We start from the raw sequence: 17,330 nt of genomic DNA, 5'->3' as shown, positions 1-17,330 counted from the left end.
GAATGAAATCATGAGTATTCAAGTTAAAAATATTGAAAAACACTTTGGTGCATTCCATGCGCTTAAAAATATTTCCCTAGACTTTCCAGAGGGTGAACTGGTTGCGCTACTTGGACCATCTGGTTGTGGTAAGACGACTCTGCTTCGTATCATTGCAGGTCTAGAGTCAGCCGATGGCGGTCAGGTTTTACTTGAAGGTGAAGATGCGACTAATGTACATGTGCGTGAGCGTCAGGTCGGCTTTGTATTTCAGCACTATGCTTTATTCCGTCACATGACTGTATTTGACAATATTGCCTTTGGTTTACGTGTTCGACCTCGTGCAACCCGTCCTTCGGAAGCTGAAATTAAAAAACGTGTCACTCGTTTACTTGATCTAGTTCAACTAGGCTTTTTAGCAGACCGCTACCCTGCTCAGCTTTCTGGCGGACAACGTCAGCGTATTGCTTTAGCCCGTGCTTTAGCAGTAGAACCTCGCGTGTTATTACTCGATGAACCATTTGGCGCTCTAGATGCCAAAGTACGCAAAGAATTACGTCGCTGGTTACGCAACTTACATGATGAATTGCATATCACTTCAATTTTCGTGACTCACGATCAAGAAGAAGCACTTGAGGTTGCAGACCAGATTATTGTCATGAATAAAGGTAATGTTGAGCAAATCGGTTCACCTCGTGAAGTTTATGAAAAACCTGCAACGCCATTTGTGTTTGATTTCTTGGGTCAGGCAAATCGATTTGAAGGTGAACATACGGAAGGTATTATCCGTATCGGTAATGACCGTATTCAATTACCAACAGCAGTTGAGGCACCTCAAGGAAAAGTGATTGCTTTTGCCCGTCCAGATGAGTTACATATTCACTCGCAACCGCAAGCGAATACCATTGAAGCGACTTTTGTACGTGAAATCTGGATTGCTGGAAAAGTAGTGGCCGAATTACAAGACCGTAATGGACGTTTAATTGAAATTGCTCTGAGCAGTGAAGCTGCAAAATTACATGCATTTAAACCTAATCAAACTGTTTGGGTGAGCGCATCTCAATTGCACTTATTTGCAGACCAAGTTGCTTAAGAAATATATTTGGTGAGGAAATATCTTGCGGATCTTTAGACGCTCCTCACCTCTTTTGAGGAAAAGTGTAAATGAACTTTCAACAATTAAGAATTATCCGAGAAACAGTACGCCAAAACTTTAACTTGACGGAAGCATCGGCTGCACTCTACACATCTCAATCGGGTGTAAGTAAACATATCAAAGATTTAGAAGATGAATTAGGTGTTCAACTTTTCGTTCGTAAAGGTAAACGCCTTTTAGGTTTAACTGAACCAGGCCAGTCACTTCTTAGCATTGTTGAACGCATGTTAGTGGATGCTGAAAATATTAAACGACTTGCTGAAGATTTTAATAAGGTTGATGAAGGAACATTAACGATCGCAACTACGCATACTCAAGCGCGTTATGTATTGCCTCCAATCGTTAATCAATTTAAGAAATTATTTCCAAAAGTTCATTTGATTTTACAACAAGCTAGCCCTGTGGAAATTTCAGAAATGCTTTTACAAGGTGAAGCGGATATTGGAATTGCAACCGAGTCTTTAACGACTGAAGAAAATCTGGCTAGCATTCCTTACTATCAATGGCAGCACAGTATTATTACCCCGCAAAATCATCCTTTAGTGCAGGCGGATAAGATCACTCTAGAACTTTTAGCAGAATATCCACTCATTACTTATCATGGTGGTTTTACAGGTAGATCTAAAATTGATAAAGCGTTTGAAGAGGCTCATCTAGATGCAGATATCGTAATGTCAGCTCTTGATGCCGATGTTATCAAAACCTATGTGGAACTTGGCATGGGTGTGGGTATTGTCAATGACGTGGCTTATGATACAGAACGTGATTATCGTTTAAAGCAAACCAAAACTGATATTTTTGGTGTTAATACAACGTGGATTGCGGTTCGCAAAGGTCACTTATTACGCGGTTATGGTTACGAGTTTATTTCTTTATGCTCACCTGATGCGGATATTAAAGCACTTAAGAAAATTGCTTACCCAGATGAATAAAAATTCAAATAAATAAAAGGGCTTTTTAGCTCTTTTATTTATTTTATTAGGTACAAAAAAACGAGCCGTAGCTCGTTTTTTCTTTTGTGATCTTACCAGTAGAAGTTCACACCAACTTTACCAACTGGTAACCATTGGTATTTATCATCATTACGGATTTCGTTTTCTTCAGCACGTAAGTCTTTATCAAAGTCAGCACCATTAACATTAACAAATGTACCATTTGATTTAAGATTTACACTTGGGTTACCAGTATAGTAAGCACCTACCTCACCAAATACACCCCAGTTTTTATTGATTTTAGGTGCAAAACCAAAACCTAAGTATGGAGCGATATCATTTTTATAACTTAATTTACCATCCACTGAACCATTAAAGTTATAATTATTACCATTTACTTTAATAGTACCGTCTTGCGAACGTTTAGTTAGATCGTAATCGTTATCTAAATAAGCAGCACCCGCAGCTACATATAAACCTTGAGCCCAACGGTTAGCACTTGCACCCCATGGACGAATCTCAGCATTTAAGTAGATATTATTGTTATCCATATCTAGGTCATATTTAGTACCATTTACAGAAACATCATCTGTCCACGAAATGTCACCACCATTATAACCAAGAGCCAAACCTACATATGGGTTTGCTTGCCATAATAAAGCACCACCGTAACCAGTTGTACCTACCTCAGCACGTGCCCCCACAGGAATTAATTGGTTTTTGTCAAATGCGTAGCTGTCATGAACAACGGCTTCATCTGCCATAGCAGCGCCAGCAGCGAATAAAGCTGTTGTAGTGACTAATACACGTAATGCTTTCATAGTTTTCTCCTCAAAAAGGCTCTGTTTTTAATTTATTCATCTTGTGACTGAAATCATAATAATGACAGCTTAGATTCTTTTTTATACAAAAAATGCTAGATTTCTGTTATTTTTTGATACAAATTGAGTTAAATTTTTATTTTCAAATCATTTTTGTGTAAAAAACACTTGATTATCTAATAAGCTTATTTTGATTTACCTCATTTATATCATCAATCAAACGTAACACGTTTTTTGAAAGATTCTTGTCACAAATTAGTGTAAAATCTTTAAAATTTTTTATGGAAGGAAGATCATGTCTCAGCTTTCTACAATCATTGAGCAAGCATTTGAAGACCGCGCAAATTTTACTGCAGCAGATTGTTCAAGCGAAATTCGCCAAGCTGTTGAAGAAGCAATTGCTGGTTTAGATAACGGTACACTTCGAGTTGCTGAAAAAATCAATGGTGAATGGGTTGTTCATCAATGGTTAAAAAAAGCTGTTTTATTATCATTTAAACTGAATGACAATAAACCAATCGAGTCATGTGATCTTCGTTTCTATGACAAAGTTGAAACTAAATTCTCTGGTTGGACTGAAGAGCAATTTAAAGCTGCAGGTGTTCGTGTTGTTCCTCCTGCTGTAGCACGTCGTGGTAGCTTCCAAGCTAAAAACGTGGTGTTAATGCCATCTTATGTCAACATTGGTGCTTATGTAGATGAAGGCACAATGGTTGATACATGGGCAACTGTAGGTTCATGTGCTCAAATCGGTAAAAATGTTCACTTGTCTGGTGGTGTAGGTATTGGTGGTGTTTTAGAACCATTACAAGCTAACCCAACTATTATTGAAGACAACTGCTTTATCGGTGCACGTTCAGAAATCGTTGAAGGCGTTATCGTTGAAGAAGGCTCAGTCATTTCAATGGGCGTTTTCATTGGTCAATCAACTAAAATTTATGACCGTGAAACTGGCGAAATCCATTATGGTCGTGTACCAGCAGGTTCAGTTGTAGTTTCAGGCAGCTTGCCATCTAAATGTGGTACTTACAGCTTATATGCTGCAATTATCGTGAAAAAAGTTGATGCGCAAACACGTTCAAAAACAAGCTTGAACGATTTGTTACGTGCTGACTAATTTGTTATAACTCTCTTGCGGAGCTTTAATCGCTCCTCATCTCTACGATCAAACTGATCGTAGAGATTTTATTTTTTATATAGTGTGGTATTTCTAGAATGGCTTCCTTACGTTCCTCTGCAATTCCTGTCTCAGACCCTGCGTCCGGTTTACGCATTACCGAGATTTTTTACTCGTTGCAGGGTGAAGCAAATGCCTCTGGCCTACCGACTGTATTTATTCGTCTAACAGGCTGTCCATTACGTTGTAGCTATTGCGATACCACCTATTCCTTTGAAGGTGGCGAACGTTTTTCACTTGAACATATCATTGAAACAGCTACACAATTTCAAACACCTTATATTTGTGTGACAGGTGGTGAACCTCTTGCTCAGCCAAACTGTTTGATTTTATTACAACGTTTATGTGAAGCAGGCTTTGACGTCTCTTTAGAAACCAGTGGCGCTCTTGATGTGTCAAAAGTAGACTCTCGTGTTTCTAAAGTTCTTGATTTAAAAACTCCAACTTCTGGTGAAGAACATCGCAATCTCATCAGTAATCTTGACCATTTAACACCACGTGACCAAATCAAATTTGTGATTTGTAATCGTGAAGACTATGAATGGTCAAAGCAACAAGTTGAAAAATATCAACTGCAAACCAAAGTCAGTACCGTTTGGTTCTCCCCTGCCTTTGCGGTTGAAAAAGGTGCTGTAGGCCTGCCACGTCTAGCACGTGATCTGGCACAGTGGATACTTGATGATAAATTACCTGTTCGTTTCCAACTTCAGTTACATAAACTGCTTTGGAACGATGAATCAGGTCGTTAATCACTCAATAAAATAAATCATTCCTAATATGGAGAAAAATATGCGCTCTCGTGCCATTGTTTTACTTTCAGGCGGCTTAGACTCAACCACTTGCCTAGCTTGGGCACAAGCGCGCTATGAATGTATTGCTATTAGTTTTATGTATGGTCAACGCTCAACCACTGAACTTGATGCTGCAAAAGCATTAGCTCAGCGTTCAGGTGTTGAACATCGTGTAATTAATATTGATCTAGCAAATTTAGGTGGATCAGCACTTACAGATCACAACATTGCAGTACCAGAACAGTTACAAGAAGGTATTCCTGTAACTTATGTACCAGCGCGTAACACTATTTTCCTATCATATGCTCTAGCAGCAGCTGAAGTATTTAATGCTGAAGCTATTGTTATTGGTATCAATGCTGTTGATTATTCAGGATATCCTGATTGTCGTCCTGAATTTATTGATGCTTTTGCAAATATGGCCCGTTTAGCAACTAAGGCTGGCGTAGAAGGAAAACCACTTAAATTTGAAACACCCCTGTTACATTTATCCAAAGCGAATATCATACGTTTAGGGATTGAACATGGCGTAGACTATAGTCAAACGGTATCTTGCTATCAAGCAGATGCTCAAGGACGTGCGTGTGGTAAATGTGACAGTTGCCGTTTGCGTAAAGAAGGCTTTATCGATGCTGGTGTTACCGATCCAACACGCTATATACCGTAATAAGTAGGTAAAATTTATGAAGTTGTTAAAATCAAATCTTATTCTTTCATCTTTATTCTCAGCAGCTGCACTTATGGCTGGTTCAGCTCAAGCAGCTGAAAACCCAGTTCAAGCGGCATATAAAAGCACTAACGTTAAAGGTGCATTAGTTAACGTTTGTAAAGAACAAACTGCTAAAGGCGGCAAGTTAAGTTCATCTGAAGTTAGCAAATTCTGTAGCTGCCAAGTTGAAGCACAAGGTAAAGTGACTGAAGCACAAAAATGGGAAATCCAAAGCGCAATCAATGCGAAGAAAAGCCCAAGTTCTCTAGGATTTGTACAACAACAAAACCGTGATCTTAAAGCATGTTTCGGTCCTCAGTTAACAACTAAGCTTGAAAAGTTAACTGAAGATGCAATGAAGGCAGCTCAACAACAAGCTCCTAAAAAATAAGATTTTAATGTTCCAAATTAAGCCTGCATTTATGCAGGCTTTTTTATAGCTCTGTTAAAATAACAGCACTTTTGACCAATTCATTTGATGTAAGCCATGCAAGAACAATGGAAAACTAATGCTAACCATAAAAGGTCTATTGTCTCATTTAGTGGAGGCAAAGATAGTTCTCTAGCACTCTACCATGCAATGCAGACAGGCGAAGTGATTGGATTGATCGTAATGCTAGAAGAGCAAGGCCAACGTTCTCGCTCACATGCCATGCCTCTTGATATTATTCAAGCACAAGCTAAAGTAATCGGTTTGCCCGTGTTTATGGCTTCATCAAGTTGGAATGAATATGAAGTAAAGTTTATTGAATTACTCAATCAAGCAAAGCAACAAGGAGCCGAGGTACTAGTTACAGGTGATCTTGATATGCCTGAACATGGCTGTTGGCATGACCGAGTAACGCAACAAGTAGGTCTTCAATTAGCAATGCCTCTTTGGCTACGTCCGCATCGTGAAGTTGTTGAAGAATTTATTCAACTTGGATTCCAGAGTATAGTGGTGAACGTAAACCTTAAACTCGGGATGAAGGTAGAAGATTTAGGAAAAACTTTAACTTTAGAATACATTCAAGAGCTTGAGAACCGTGGCATTGATCCATGTGGTGAAGGCGGTGAATTTCATACGACTGTGATTGATGGGCCAATTTTTAACAAAGCAATCCCTGTAAGAAAACTCAATATTGTTTATCATGAGGAATACGCTTTTTTACCACTTGAATTAGATCAAATTTAACTTTTAAAGGATAAGAAATGTCTGAGAATATTCAACTGCCAAATCAGGTGTTCCCTACTACACACGGCGAAGTGAACTTGACCGAAGTCGAAAATGAATGGCTAATTATTTACTTCTATCCTAAAGATTCAACACCAGGGTGTACAACACAAGCAGTGGGTTTTTCTTGTTTGAAAGATCAGTTTGATGCTTTAGGTGCCCGTATTTTCGGTATTTCACGTGACTCGGTAAAAGCCCATCAAAATTTTACAGAGAAGCAAGCACTTACTATTGATCTGATCAGTGATAAAGAAGAAATTCTTTGTAATCACTTTGATGTGATTAAAGAAAAGAATATGTATGGTAAAAAAGTCATGGGTATTGAACGTTCTACTTTTATTTTCCATAACAAAACTTTAGTTAAAAGCTATCGCAAAGTTAAAGCAGCTGGGCATGCAGAGCAAGTTCTAGAAGACTTAAAAGCTCTACAAACAGCTTAATAAACTTAAGAAACAAAAAGCGGGCATGATGCTCGTTTTTTGTATATGAACAAATTACTTACTCCTTTACTTTGGCGTATGATAAAGACATTAGAATAATTCACGCTAAGGTATTTACATGAGTCTGCTCAAAGTTTGTAATTTACTGTCTAGTGGTCTTGTTATTTCTGCATGCTCCGTTAGTTCATCCAGTATGCCGCCCTCAATTACACCATCTACCACACAAGTTGAAACTCCACCTATAAAAATAAGTTGCCAAGATTTACAAAACCCTGCCTATCAACAAACCGTACTTAAAATAATTAATCAGATTCGCCAGCAATCACGCCAATGTGGACAACAACATTTCGCTGCAACCAGACCATTAAGTTGGAGTAATAATTTATATAAAGGTGCACTTTCTCATAGTGAAGATATGGCAACACACAACTTTCTCGGACATGTTGGCTCCACGGGACTAGATTTAAAATCACGTTTGAAAATTTATAATACACTCGGTAAAGCCAATGGTGAAAATGTCGCGAGTGGACAGAAAACATTAGATGAAGTGATGTCTAGGTGGCTGTCGAGTCCCCTACATTGTAGTAACCTAATGAACCCTAAATTTACAACCTATGCAATTGCTTGTGCTTCTGATCAATCTGTAAAACAAAAGAGCTATTGGACTCAACAATTTGGTACACGTTAAAAGGAAAAAAGATGCAATCAGGTTCGATCACCCCTATTTTAAGAATTTTTGATGTCGAGTTAGCTCAATCATTTTATCTTGAGTTCTTAGGTTTTCAGCTTGATTGGCAACACCAATTTGAAGACAACTTTCCGTTATATTTACAAATTTCTAAAGATGATTGCGTTATTCATTTAACCGAGCATTTTGGAGATGCGAGTCCTCATAGCGCGATCCGTATCTATTGGGAACATATCTATGAGTTGCACAGTGAACTAAGCCAAAAAAATTATAAATTTTCTAAGCCTCAAGTTGAAAAAACAGATTGGGAGACACTTGAACTCAGTATCACCGATCCTTTTTCTAACCGAATTATCTTTTGGGCAGATGCTTAATCGATATACATTTATTCAAAATCATCGAGATTAGAACGATCATCTTCTTCAAAACGTTGTTGCAACTGTTGATAAGTGCGTGTTTTTTTAAATTCATCCAAAAATTGAATAGTTCCTACAGGGAAAAATTCCGTTTGGATTTCACCACGATAATAAGCTTCACGCATTGGCGTTGCCGAAATTGAATCTTTTAAACTATCTAGTTCAACCATAATCCACTCAGGAAATAGTCGTAAATAATATGAAGACTCATCCTTAAAGTGTCCAATCAAACCAACTTTTGAGTTCGGTTCAATTACGCCATTCACTAAAAATTTGACTTGTTTGACCCATTTTTCGTCATTATAAACATCTACTACATGTACAAAACGAATGCGTTTTTGCTCTTCTAACGAGAAATTTGACAAGATCATTTGCTCGCGCTCTACTGCTAAGAACGGATTTTTAATATTACGTTCCATTTGAGCAGAACCTAATGCCAAAACGACATAGTGGCTTTGTTGTAAGGCAATTTCAATTGTCTGCATATGAGCTAAATGAAATGGTTGAAAACGCCCTATAAAAACGAGATAGTCAAATTTATACATAATTAGATTTTCACTTTTTATGAACTCACCAGTTAACCGCATTACAAAAAATATGCGCCATAATGAGAACCTAAAAATTAACAACGTGGTTTAAAGCAAGGATAGTACGATGACACTTAGCTGTATTCAACAACCTCATCAACATTTACACGCAAATTTAGAAGGTGGCGTACTCACCTTAGCCATAAATCGCCCAGAAGCAAAAAATGCACTGTATGGCGAACTTTACTTATGGATTGCCAAAGCACTTGATGAAGCTGACCAAGACAAAGATGTACGAGTAATCGTTCTACGTGGTGTAGAGCAAGATTTTACCGCTGGTAATGACATGAAAGATTTTATGGGTTTTGTACAAAATCCTAATCTAGGCCCAGCAGGTCAAGTTCCTCCGTTTGTACTCCTTAAATCTGCTGCTAGATTATCGAAGCCACTTATTATTGCAGTAAAAGGTGTGGCAATTGGTATTGGTGTTACGATTTTATTACATGCAGATTTAGTTTTTGCTGACAATACCGCCCTTTTCCAAATTCCATTTGTAAGTCTTGGCCTTTCTCCAGAAGGCGGTGCAAGCCAATTATTGGTTAAACAAGCGGGTTATCACAAAGCAGCTGAACTTCTATTTACTGCGAAAAAATTTAATGCAGAAACCGCAGTACAAGCAAGCTTAGTTAATGAAGTTGTTGAAGATGCTTATGCATCTGCTCAGGCAACTGCTCAACATTTAGCAGCTTTGCCACTTGCCTCATTAAAACAAACCAAAGCATTAATGAAACATGATTTAGATCAAATTATTGAATGTATTGACCATGAAGCTGAAATCTTTATGCAACGCGTTCAATCTCCAGAAATGCTAGAAGCTGTACAAGCATTTATGCAGAAACGTAAACCAGATTTCTCACAGTTTAATTAAAAATCAATTTCTATGATTTGAATAAACTCAAAGGCAGGCTCTTCATAAGGATGGCTTGCCTTTAATGCTTTTGCTACAGCCTTTGCATTTTCTTCAATTACAATTGTTTCAACGCGCCACTCATCAACTTGTTCAAGTTCACCCAGCTCTCCGATATAAGGATCTGCACCTTTGACGGGTTTAAATTGCCCCATTCCTTTCACTTGCCATGCGCAGTGTTCGTAATTACCGATACCCCCCGCACCAGCAGAAAAAATAGCTTGTTTAGTCGACTCAAGATGTGAATCAGGCACGTAATAAATCAGCTTTAACATAGGTAGAATGACTCAAAACTAGTGAACTTGCTTTAAATCATACCGTTAAAAAAGCTTCTAAATCAAAGTCAGCTCATCATTACTAAATAATTTGCTCCAATAAAGAGGATTTGAATGGCAAGCGCCAAGCCAAATAAGCGCCAGCCCTTATCTTTGGTATACATTGTTCTTATGTGATACTTATTTTTCATCATTTTGATCTCCGATTTTTATCGTTGTTACAGAGAAAGCAAAAATTGATCCAATTTTAAACAAACTATAAAGTGTTAAATAGCCGAATGTCTATAGGCTTATAATTCTTCTAAAATGCTTAAAAGAGCTACACTCATTTTTATGTAGCTCTTATTCTGAACAAAATTTTAAATTTCAGTGTGCTAGTTGCATCTTTATAATTTTAAGCATTCGATTTCTTTAAATATCTGTTCTCATATATTGTCATCATAAATGCTAAACCACATAAAATGACGAAGCCGCCAGTCATTGGTATTAATGTACCGTCATATAATTGCCCAATAATAGATGCAAGAATAAGTGACAAAACAGAAGATGCTGCACCAATAATGGCGGATGCCATACCTGCAACATGCCCCATCGGTTCCATTGCAATTGCGTTTAAATTTCCAAATAAAGTTCCAAATAATAAAAATAAAATGCAGGCATAAAGCATAAACATCCAGAATGATACAACCACGCCTAAAAGCTGAATTCCCAAGAAAATCAAAGAAATTAAGCACAAGCCTAAAAAGCCATAAATACAGATTGGACGCATACCAAACTTCATAACAATTTTAGAGTTTGTAAATGATGCAATTCCCATCACACCAGCAAGCACGGCAAAATAAGCACTAAATTCTTGTCCTGTTTTACCAAACTGTTGCATAAAAATTTGCTGAGAAGTACCCAAATAACCAATGAATCCACCAAAACAGAAACCTGCACATAGCAAATAGCTCATGGTGGTTTTGTTACTTACGACTTCTTTAAAACCTTCCCGAAATGCTTGTAGACGCATAGGTAAACGATTTTCTGGAAGCAACGTCTCTTCCAAACGTAAAGCAACCCATATCCCGACAACTGTGGCATAGGCCATATATAAAACAAAGATCTCACGCCAACCAAAGAAATGGATAATGAGCTGTCCCAAACTTGGTGCAATTGCTGGTGCAACCATAAACACCATCATAATTAAAGACATGATGCGGGCCATTTGAGCCCCACTGTATTTATCTCTAACAATTGAAATAGAAGCCACGTAAGGACCTGATACGCCAACCCCTTGAATGAAACGTCCAACTAGAAACCATTCAAAACTTTGTGTGGTAAAGCACAATAAACTTCCCAGAAAGTAAATAACAATTCCTGTGAATAAAATGCGTTTACGGCCAATTGCATCGGATAGAGGGCCAGCAATCAATTGGCCAATCGTCATACCAGAAAAAATACCAATAATGACCCACTGTGTCTGATTATTATTTTTTAAGTCAAAAACTCGTCCGATTTCGCCTAAAGCAGGTAAGACTGCATCTATTGAAAAAGAAACAATAGACATGAGCAATGCCATCAGAAGTGCAAATTCATGGAAATGGATTTTTGATTTCATTTTTCTTCTCTGCTATTTATTAATATCGTACTACATACAAATAAGCCACCTTACGGTGGCTTATTTCAATTTTTATATTAACCAATAAACTTACGTGCGTTACGGAACATACGTAACCATGCACCATCTTCAGTCCACTCTTCTGGACTCCAAGAGTGTTGAATTGCACGGAATGTACGCTCTGGGTGTGGCATCATGATCGTTGCACGACCATCTTTAGATGTTACACCAGTAATCGCTTCTGGCGAACCATTCGGATTCAATGGATAATGTTGAGTCGGGTTACCATGGCTGTCAACATAACGCAAAGCAACTTGGTTAGCTGCATTCAAGCCTGCAATATCAGCTTCACTCGCAACTGCACGACCTTCACCGTGTGCTACAGCAATCGGTAAAATCGAACCTTCCATTCCATTAAGCAATACAGAAACAGATTTTTCAACACGCACGTTTACGCTACGTGCTTCAAAGACTTCTGACATATTGCGGTGGAAACGTGGCCAATGTTCAGCACCTGGAATAAGTGGCGCTAATTGTGACAACATTTGGCAACCATTACAGATACCTAAGCTGAACGTATCTTCACGATGGAAGAATTGTTCAAACTGATCACGTAATTTCGCATTGAACAATACAGATTTTGCCCAACCACCGCCAGCACCCATTACGTCACCGTAAGAGAAACCGCCACAAGTTACTAAACCTTCAAAATCACTTAGACTAACGCGACCAGCAAGTAAATCACTCATGTGCACGTCAACGGTATTGAAACCAACCTTATCAAAGGCTGCTGCCATTTCAATATGACCGTTTACACCTTGCTCACGCAAGATCGCCATATTAGGACGACGTGTGTTAATGAATGGTGCTTCGATAGGTTCATTCAAGTCAAATGTTGGTTTAGCAATTAAGCCTTGATGTGATTTATCTACAATTAAAGCAAATTCTTGGTCAGCAGTTTCTACGTTATCACGTAAACGTTGGATCTGATGAGATACTTCAGACCAAGCCTGTTGTAACTCTGCGCGCTCTAAAGTCAAACCGTTTACAGATAATTGATCTGTGTTGTTTACACGACCAACTACAGCAATTGCATCTTTTAAGCTAGAAGCAGCAACTTCTGCTTGTAAAGCTTCCCAATCAGCTGCTTTGATTTGAACAACTGCACCAATTTCTTCAGCAAACAAACTTGCTGGAGTTTGGTCTTCTAATGCAACACCTAAACGTGCAGCAAACATCATTTCAGCAACAGTTGCAAGTAAACCACCATCACCGATGTCATGGTAAGCTTGAATCAAGCCACGGTTGTTCCAATCTTGAATTAAAGCAAAGAACGCTTTGAAATCATCAAAACTATCAACGTCTGGAGTGATTGAACCAATTGCTTTATATACTTGCGCAAGAATAGAACCACCTAAACGGAATTGTCCTTTAGATAAATCAATACGGACAAGTACTGAGTCTTCTAAATTCTTAAGTTCAGGTGTTAAAGTCTTACGAACATCAGCTACTGGAGCAAATGCAGTAATTACACCAGTCATTGGAGATGTTACAGCTTTATCTTCACCATTATCATTCCAAGTGGTACGCATTGAAAGCGAGTCTTTACCTACAGGAATCGCAATTCCTAAAGCAGGACACATTTCCATACCAATCGCTTTCACACCTTCAAACAATGCTTGGTCTTCACCTTTTTGACCAGCAGCAGCCATCCAGTTTGCAGAAAGTTTGATATCGCTAATTTGTTCAATGTTTGCACATGCAATATTGGTAATTGCTTCAGCAACTGCCAAGCGAGCAGATGCTGCTGGATTTAACAATGCAACTGGTGGACGTTCACCCATTGCCATTGCTTCACCAGTGAACCCTTGTAGGCTCGTAGTCGTTACTGCTGCATCCGCAACAGGAATCTGCCAACGACCAACCATTTGGTCACGTGCAACCATACCTGTAATTGAACGGTCACCAATGGTGATTAAGAATGACTTAGACGCAACTGTAGGATTTTTCAATACACGGAAAATCGCATCTTTCAAATCAACTTTTGAAGCGTCAAATTCGTTACCTTTGCGTTCAATTGTTTCATAAGAACGTTGCATACGCGGTGTACCGCCAAGCATTACTTGCATTGGGATATCAACTGCATTGTTCTGGAACAATGGATCTTCAACAGTTAAATGACGAGCTTCAGTTGCTTCACCTAACACGGCAAATGGACAACGTTCACGAGCACAGATTGATTCGAACTGTTCTAAAGACTCTGGGCGAATTGCAAGAACATAACGCTCTTGAGCTTCATTTGACCAGATTTCCATTGGGCTCATGCCCGGCTCTAATGAAGGAATTTTACGAAGGTTAAGAACTGCACCTAACTCATGATCATTCACAAGTTCAGGCATAGCATTTGATAGACCACCCGCGCCAACGTCATGTACAGAAACGATTGGGTTGAAGTCTTCTAAACGCCAGCAAGTATCGATTACTTCTTGACAACGGCGCTCCATTTCTGGGTTTTCACGTTGTACAGAAGCGAAATCAAGGCTTTCACCCATTGTACCGCTATCTACAGAAGATGCTGCACCACCACCAAGACCGATTAACATTGCAGGACCACCCAACACAATGAGTAAATCACCTGGTTGAATCGCATCTTTTTCTACATGGTCAGGACGGATATTACCGTAACCACCAGCAATCATGATTGGCTTGTGGAAGCCTTTCACTTCACCATTTACATTCTGTTCGAAAGTACGGAAATAACCATTTAACGCAGGACGACCGAATTCATTGTTAAATGCCGCGCCACCTAATGGACCTTCAATCATGATTTGTAATGGCGAAGCCATACGTGAAGGTTTACCGTAGTTTTCTTCCCAAGGCTGTTCAAAACCAGGAATATTTAAGTTCGAAACTGTGAAACCTGTTAAACCAGCTTTTGGTTTACCACCACGACCAGTTGCACCTTCATCACGGATTTCACCGCCTGAACCTGTTGCAGCACCAGCAAATGGAGAAATTGCTGTTGGGTGGTTATGAGTTTCAACCTTCATTAAAATATGAGCAGCTTGGCTCTTATATTTATAAACAAAGTGACCATTTTCATCCGCTTTCGGATAAAAACGCATCGTGTCATAACCCACAATTACTGAAGCATTATCTTTATATGCCGATAACACATCAGTTGGAGATTCTTTATAAGTGTTTTTAATCATCTGGAACAATGATAATGGTTGTTTTTCACCATCAATTGTCCATTCAGATCCAAAGATTTTATGACGACAGTGTTCAGAGTTCGCCTGTGCAAACATCATCAATTCGATATCATTTGGATTACGACCAAGCTTACCGAATGCTTCTGTTAAATAATCAATTTCTTGTTCAGAAAGCGCAAAACCGAACTCATTGTTCGCTTTAACCAAAGCTTCTTTGCCTTGGCCCAAGATATCAATTGAATTTAATGGTTTTGGAGCTGTTTCTGAGAATAATGCTTTTGCATCTTCAATTTGGGCAAAAACTGTTTCTGTCATACGGTCATGAAGTACTTGTTTAACTTCATTCGTAATTTCAGTAACGCCTTTTAACGTGAATAAAAGACCACGTTCTAGACGGTGTACTGGTGTATTACAGTTTTTGAAAATATCAGTTGCTTTAGAAGACCAAGGTGAAATAGTACCCACACGTGGTGTAACTAAAATCTGAATCTCATCACTTGCAGATTGACGAAGTTCAAAAGACTCACCGTCATTCAATAATTGCAAAGCAGATTGATGTTGCTGCTCGTTGAGCGCTTGATCAAACAAATAGACCCATTGGCTGTCAAAAGATTGAACAGAACTAATTGACGATAAACGTGTTAATAGTTGAGCTTTCTTAAAAGAAGAATGTGCTGCTGCACCGGCCACGATAAACATGTTGATTTTGGCTCCACGGGCAGGTCTTGTGAACCTTACCGCAATGTGACTTTAGAGAGAGCGCATATTCTACTGCTTCTTGGTAAAATCAGCTAGATGTAGAATCAGTATTCTGTAACCTAATTCTGCAAGAAGTGATTTGTTTTTTGTTCAAAATCATTTTTTTAGTCATTCTTGCTAAAAATAAATTGTTGCATGTTTATTCAATAACATAATAAAACCCGAACTAAGACAAACTATGTCGCACCAAGCTAGTGCTTTTAAGTTTTTTTTGGCATGATCAGGTTTTATAGTTTTGAATAATGATAAATGGAACAAATGCGTTGGTTAGAGCTGCTTTCCGCAGTTCGTTTAGGTAGCAAAAAAAGTAGTACAGAACTGGCTCGTAGCCCATTCCATAAAGATTATGATCGCATTATATTTTCTCAAAGTTTCCGTCAGTTAAACCGTAAGACTCAAGTTCACCCTTTAGCACAACACGATGGTATTCATACCCGCTTAACACACTCCCTTGAAGTTTCCTGCATTGGTCGCTCAATGGGTATGCTTGCCGCAGAAAAAATAAAAGATGAATTACCCGTTTGGATTTCACCTGCCGATGTCGGGGCAATTATTCAGGCAGCTTGTCTGGCCCACGATATTGGTAATCCCCCTTTCGGCCATGCGGGTGAATATGCAATTCGTGAATGGTTCGATGATGCATCACATGATGATTTTTTAAAAAAGCTAAGTCCCGAAGAAGAAGCTGACGTTCGTCAGTTTGAAGGTAATGCTCAAGGATTACGTCTATTAAGTCGCATTGATTATCATCCAAATGATGGTGGTATGCGCTTAACTTATGCAACTTTAGGTGCTTATCTAAAATATCCATGGCTTTCAAAAACAATTGCTTCGCAGGGTGACCGCCCTTCCCATCAAAGAGCAAAGTTTGGTTGTTATCAGTCTGAAAAAGAAATTTTAAAACAGATTGCGGAACAGCTCGGGCTGATTCAACTCGGGGAATATCATTATTGTCGTCATCCACTCACCTACTTATTAGAAGCCGCTGATGACATTTGTTATGCCCTCATTGATTTAGAAGATGGCATTGTCTTAAATATGCTGAGTTACCAAGAAGTTGAACCAATATTCCTAAATCTTATTGCCGACTATGGTCAACCTGAAGAGTTATCTCATCCAAACAGTACATGGCAACAAAAGATCTCAGCATTACGCGGCCGCGTTATGAAACGTCTTGTTGATGAAGTCACTACGGCTTTTGCTAAACATCATTATGAAATCATTACAGGTCAGCTTAAAGGCAATCTTTTGCAATATTGTTCGCCAGATATTGCAATTGGTATCGAAACTGCCAAAAATCTGGCACGTGATAAAATTTTTGAGCACCCGCAGAAGTCTGGTTTAGAAATTATTGCGCACCAAAGTTTACAAACGATTTTAGATGCATTTGTACCACTCACAACTCCGCATAAATCTTTAAGCTTTAAAGAACAACGTTTAATGTCTATCCTTAATCTATATGGTGCTAACTTTAGCAATAATCACTACAGCAATATCATGCAAGTCCTCGATATTATCAGTAAGTTCTCAGATCATCAGGCTTATAGCTTGGCGCAAGAGCTACAAGGCAATAAAATAGGTTTGTTTTAAGCTGGCTTGATATAGAAAGAAATAAAACTAGTGTCGTTTTCAATTCATTTTAGAACGACCAGATTTACAGTTATGAAT

The 17,330-nt window shown here is 38.6% G+C and carries 18 protein-coding genes; 12 read left to right on the top strand and 6 right to left on the bottom strand.

All coding sequences use genetic code 11. The features are described 5' to 3' along the window. Positions 1-10 precede the first annotated feature (10 nt). Together cysA and F928_RS06310 are read left to right on the top strand one after the other, a co-directional pair. Positions 11-1,072: a sulfate/molybdate ABC transporter ATP-binding protein gene (gene cysA, locus F928_RS06315; RefSeq protein WP_002118816.1), complete on the top strand. Its 1,062-nt coding sequence runs from the start codon at positions 11-13 to the stop codon at positions 1,070-1,072. Between the two features lie 71 nt (positions 1,073-1,143). Beyond that, entirely contained in the window at positions 1,144-2,067 is a 924-nt protein-coding gene (locus F928_RS06310) for a CysB family HTH-type transcriptional regulator (protein WP_002118601.1), read from the top strand. Between the two features lie 92 nt (positions 2,068-2,159). On the opposite strand, the gene carO is transcribed toward F928_RS06310, so the two are convergent. Beyond that, the gene (gene carO / locus F928_RS06305) at positions 2,160-2,888 is read right to left on the bottom strand and encodes an ornithine uptake porin CarO type 4 (protein ID WP_002118918.1); all 729 of its coding nucleotides are present in this window, start codon (positions 2,886-2,888) and stop codon (positions 2,160-2,162) included. Positions 2,889-3,183: 295 nt separating this feature from the next. On the opposite strand from carO, the gene dapD reads away from it, so the two are divergent. The 8 genes from dapD (at position 3,184) to F928_RS06265 (ending at position 8,280) form a co-directional block, all read left to right on the top strand. Continuing rightward, positions 3,184-4,005 (top strand): 2,3,4,5-tetrahydropyridine-2,6-dicarboxylate N-succinyltransferase, encoded by an 822-nt coding sequence (gene dapD / locus F928_RS06300; protein WP_002118664.1) that lies wholly within the window; start codon positions 3,184-3,186, stop codon positions 4,003-4,005. A 98-nt stretch (positions 4,006-4,103) separates the two neighbouring features. Beyond that, complete coding sequence (queE, locus tag F928_RS06295) at positions 4,104-4,814, top strand: 7-carboxy-7-deazaguanine synthase QueE (protein WP_005073125.1); 711 nt, start codon at positions 4,104-4,106, stop codon at positions 4,812-4,814. 40 nt (positions 4,815-4,854) lie between these two features. Then, positions 4,855-5,523: a 7-cyano-7-deazaguanine synthase QueC gene (gene queC / locus F928_RS06290; RefSeq protein ID WP_002118843.1), complete on the top strand. Its 669-nt coding sequence runs from the start codon at positions 4,855-4,857 to the stop codon at positions 5,521-5,523. 16 nt (positions 5,524-5,539) lie between these two features. Beyond that, a complete protein-coding gene (locus F928_RS06285) occupies positions 5,540-5,956 on the top strand; it encodes a hypothetical protein (RefSeq protein ID WP_005073124.1) in 417 nt (138 codons plus the stop codon). A 96-nt stretch (positions 5,957-6,052) separates the two neighbouring features. Then, positions 6,053-6,739 (top strand): Dph6-related ATP pyrophosphatase, encoded by a 687-nt coding sequence (locus F928_RS06280; RefSeq protein WP_005073122.1) that lies wholly within the window; start codon positions 6,053-6,055, stop codon positions 6,737-6,739. A 17-nt stretch (positions 6,740-6,756) separates the two neighbouring features. After that, positions 6,757-7,218 carry a peroxiredoxin gene (gene bcp / locus F928_RS06275; RefSeq protein WP_002118936.1) on the top strand — a complete coding sequence of 154 codons (462 nt, stop codon included), beginning with the start codon at positions 6,757-6,759 and terminating at the stop codon, positions 7,216-7,218. A gap of 118 nt (positions 7,219-7,336) precedes the next feature. Then, positions 7,337-7,906, top strand: coding sequence for a CAP domain-containing protein (locus F928_RS06270; RefSeq protein WP_005073120.1), 570 nt, complete (start codon positions 7,337-7,339; stop codon positions 7,904-7,906). A gap of 11 nt (positions 7,907-7,917) precedes the next feature. Then, a complete protein-coding gene (locus F928_RS06265; protein ID WP_005073119.1) occupies positions 7,918-8,280 on the top strand; it encodes a glyoxalase superfamily protein in 363 nt (120 codons plus the stop codon). Between the two features lie 11 nt (positions 8,281-8,291). Here F928_RS06265 and F928_RS06260 read toward each other — a convergent pair whose 3' ends face one another. Further along, positions 8,292-8,867, bottom strand: a complete 576-nt coding sequence (locus F928_RS06260) for a nicotinate-nicotinamide nucleotide adenylyltransferase (RefSeq protein ID WP_075383547.1) — start codon at positions 8,865-8,867, stop codon at positions 8,292-8,294. 109 nt (positions 8,868-8,976) lie between these two features. Between F928_RS06260 and F928_RS06255 the strand changes: the two genes are divergently transcribed. Beyond that, entirely contained in the window at positions 8,977-9,777 is an 801-nt protein-coding gene (locus tag F928_RS06255; protein WP_005073113.1) for an enoyl-CoA hydratase-related protein, read from the top strand. Here the strand turns inward: F928_RS06255 and F928_RS06250 are convergent. From F928_RS06250 to purL, 4 genes are all read right to left on the bottom strand, one after another. Next, complete coding sequence (locus F928_RS06250) at positions 9,774-10,091, bottom strand: YqfO family protein (protein ID WP_005073111.1); 318 nt, start codon at positions 10,089-10,091, stop codon at positions 9,774-9,776. The genes F928_RS06255 and F928_RS06250 overlap by 4 nt on opposite strands. A gap of 68 nt (positions 10,092-10,159) precedes the next feature. Next, positions 10,160-10,285: a KGW motif small protein gene (locus F928_RS22695; protein ID WP_002118600.1), complete on the bottom strand. Its 126-nt coding sequence runs from the start codon at positions 10,283-10,285 to the stop codon at positions 10,160-10,162. 200 nt (positions 10,286-10,485) lie between these two features. Continuing rightward, positions 10,486-11,691 carry a multidrug effflux MFS transporter gene (locus F928_RS06240; RefSeq protein ID WP_005073108.1) on the bottom strand — a complete coding sequence of 402 codons (1,206 nt, stop codon included), beginning with the start codon at positions 11,689-11,691 and terminating at the stop codon, positions 10,486-10,488. A 77-nt stretch (positions 11,692-11,768) separates the two neighbouring features. Beyond that, entirely contained in the window at positions 11,769-15,602 is a 3,834-nt protein-coding gene (purL, locus tag F928_RS06235) for a phosphoribosylformylglycinamidine synthase (protein WP_005073105.1), read from the bottom strand. A gap of 309 nt (positions 15,603-15,911) precedes the next feature. On the opposite strand from purL, the gene dgt reads away from it, so the two are divergent. Beyond that, positions 15,912-17,252 (top strand): deoxyguanosinetriphosphate triphosphohydrolase, encoded by a 1,341-nt coding sequence (gene dgt, locus F928_RS06230; protein WP_002118538.1) that lies wholly within the window; start codon positions 15,912-15,914, stop codon positions 17,250-17,252. Positions 17,253-17,330 lie beyond the last annotated feature (78 nt).

The organism is Acinetobacter pittii ATCC 19004 = CIP 70.29 (genome assembly GCF_000369045.1).
GTDB classification, from domain to species: Bacteria; Pseudomonadota; Gammaproteobacteria; order Pseudomonadales; family Moraxellaceae; genus Acinetobacter; species Acinetobacter pittii.
This window is presented reverse-complemented; position numbering and strand designations above follow the sequence as displayed.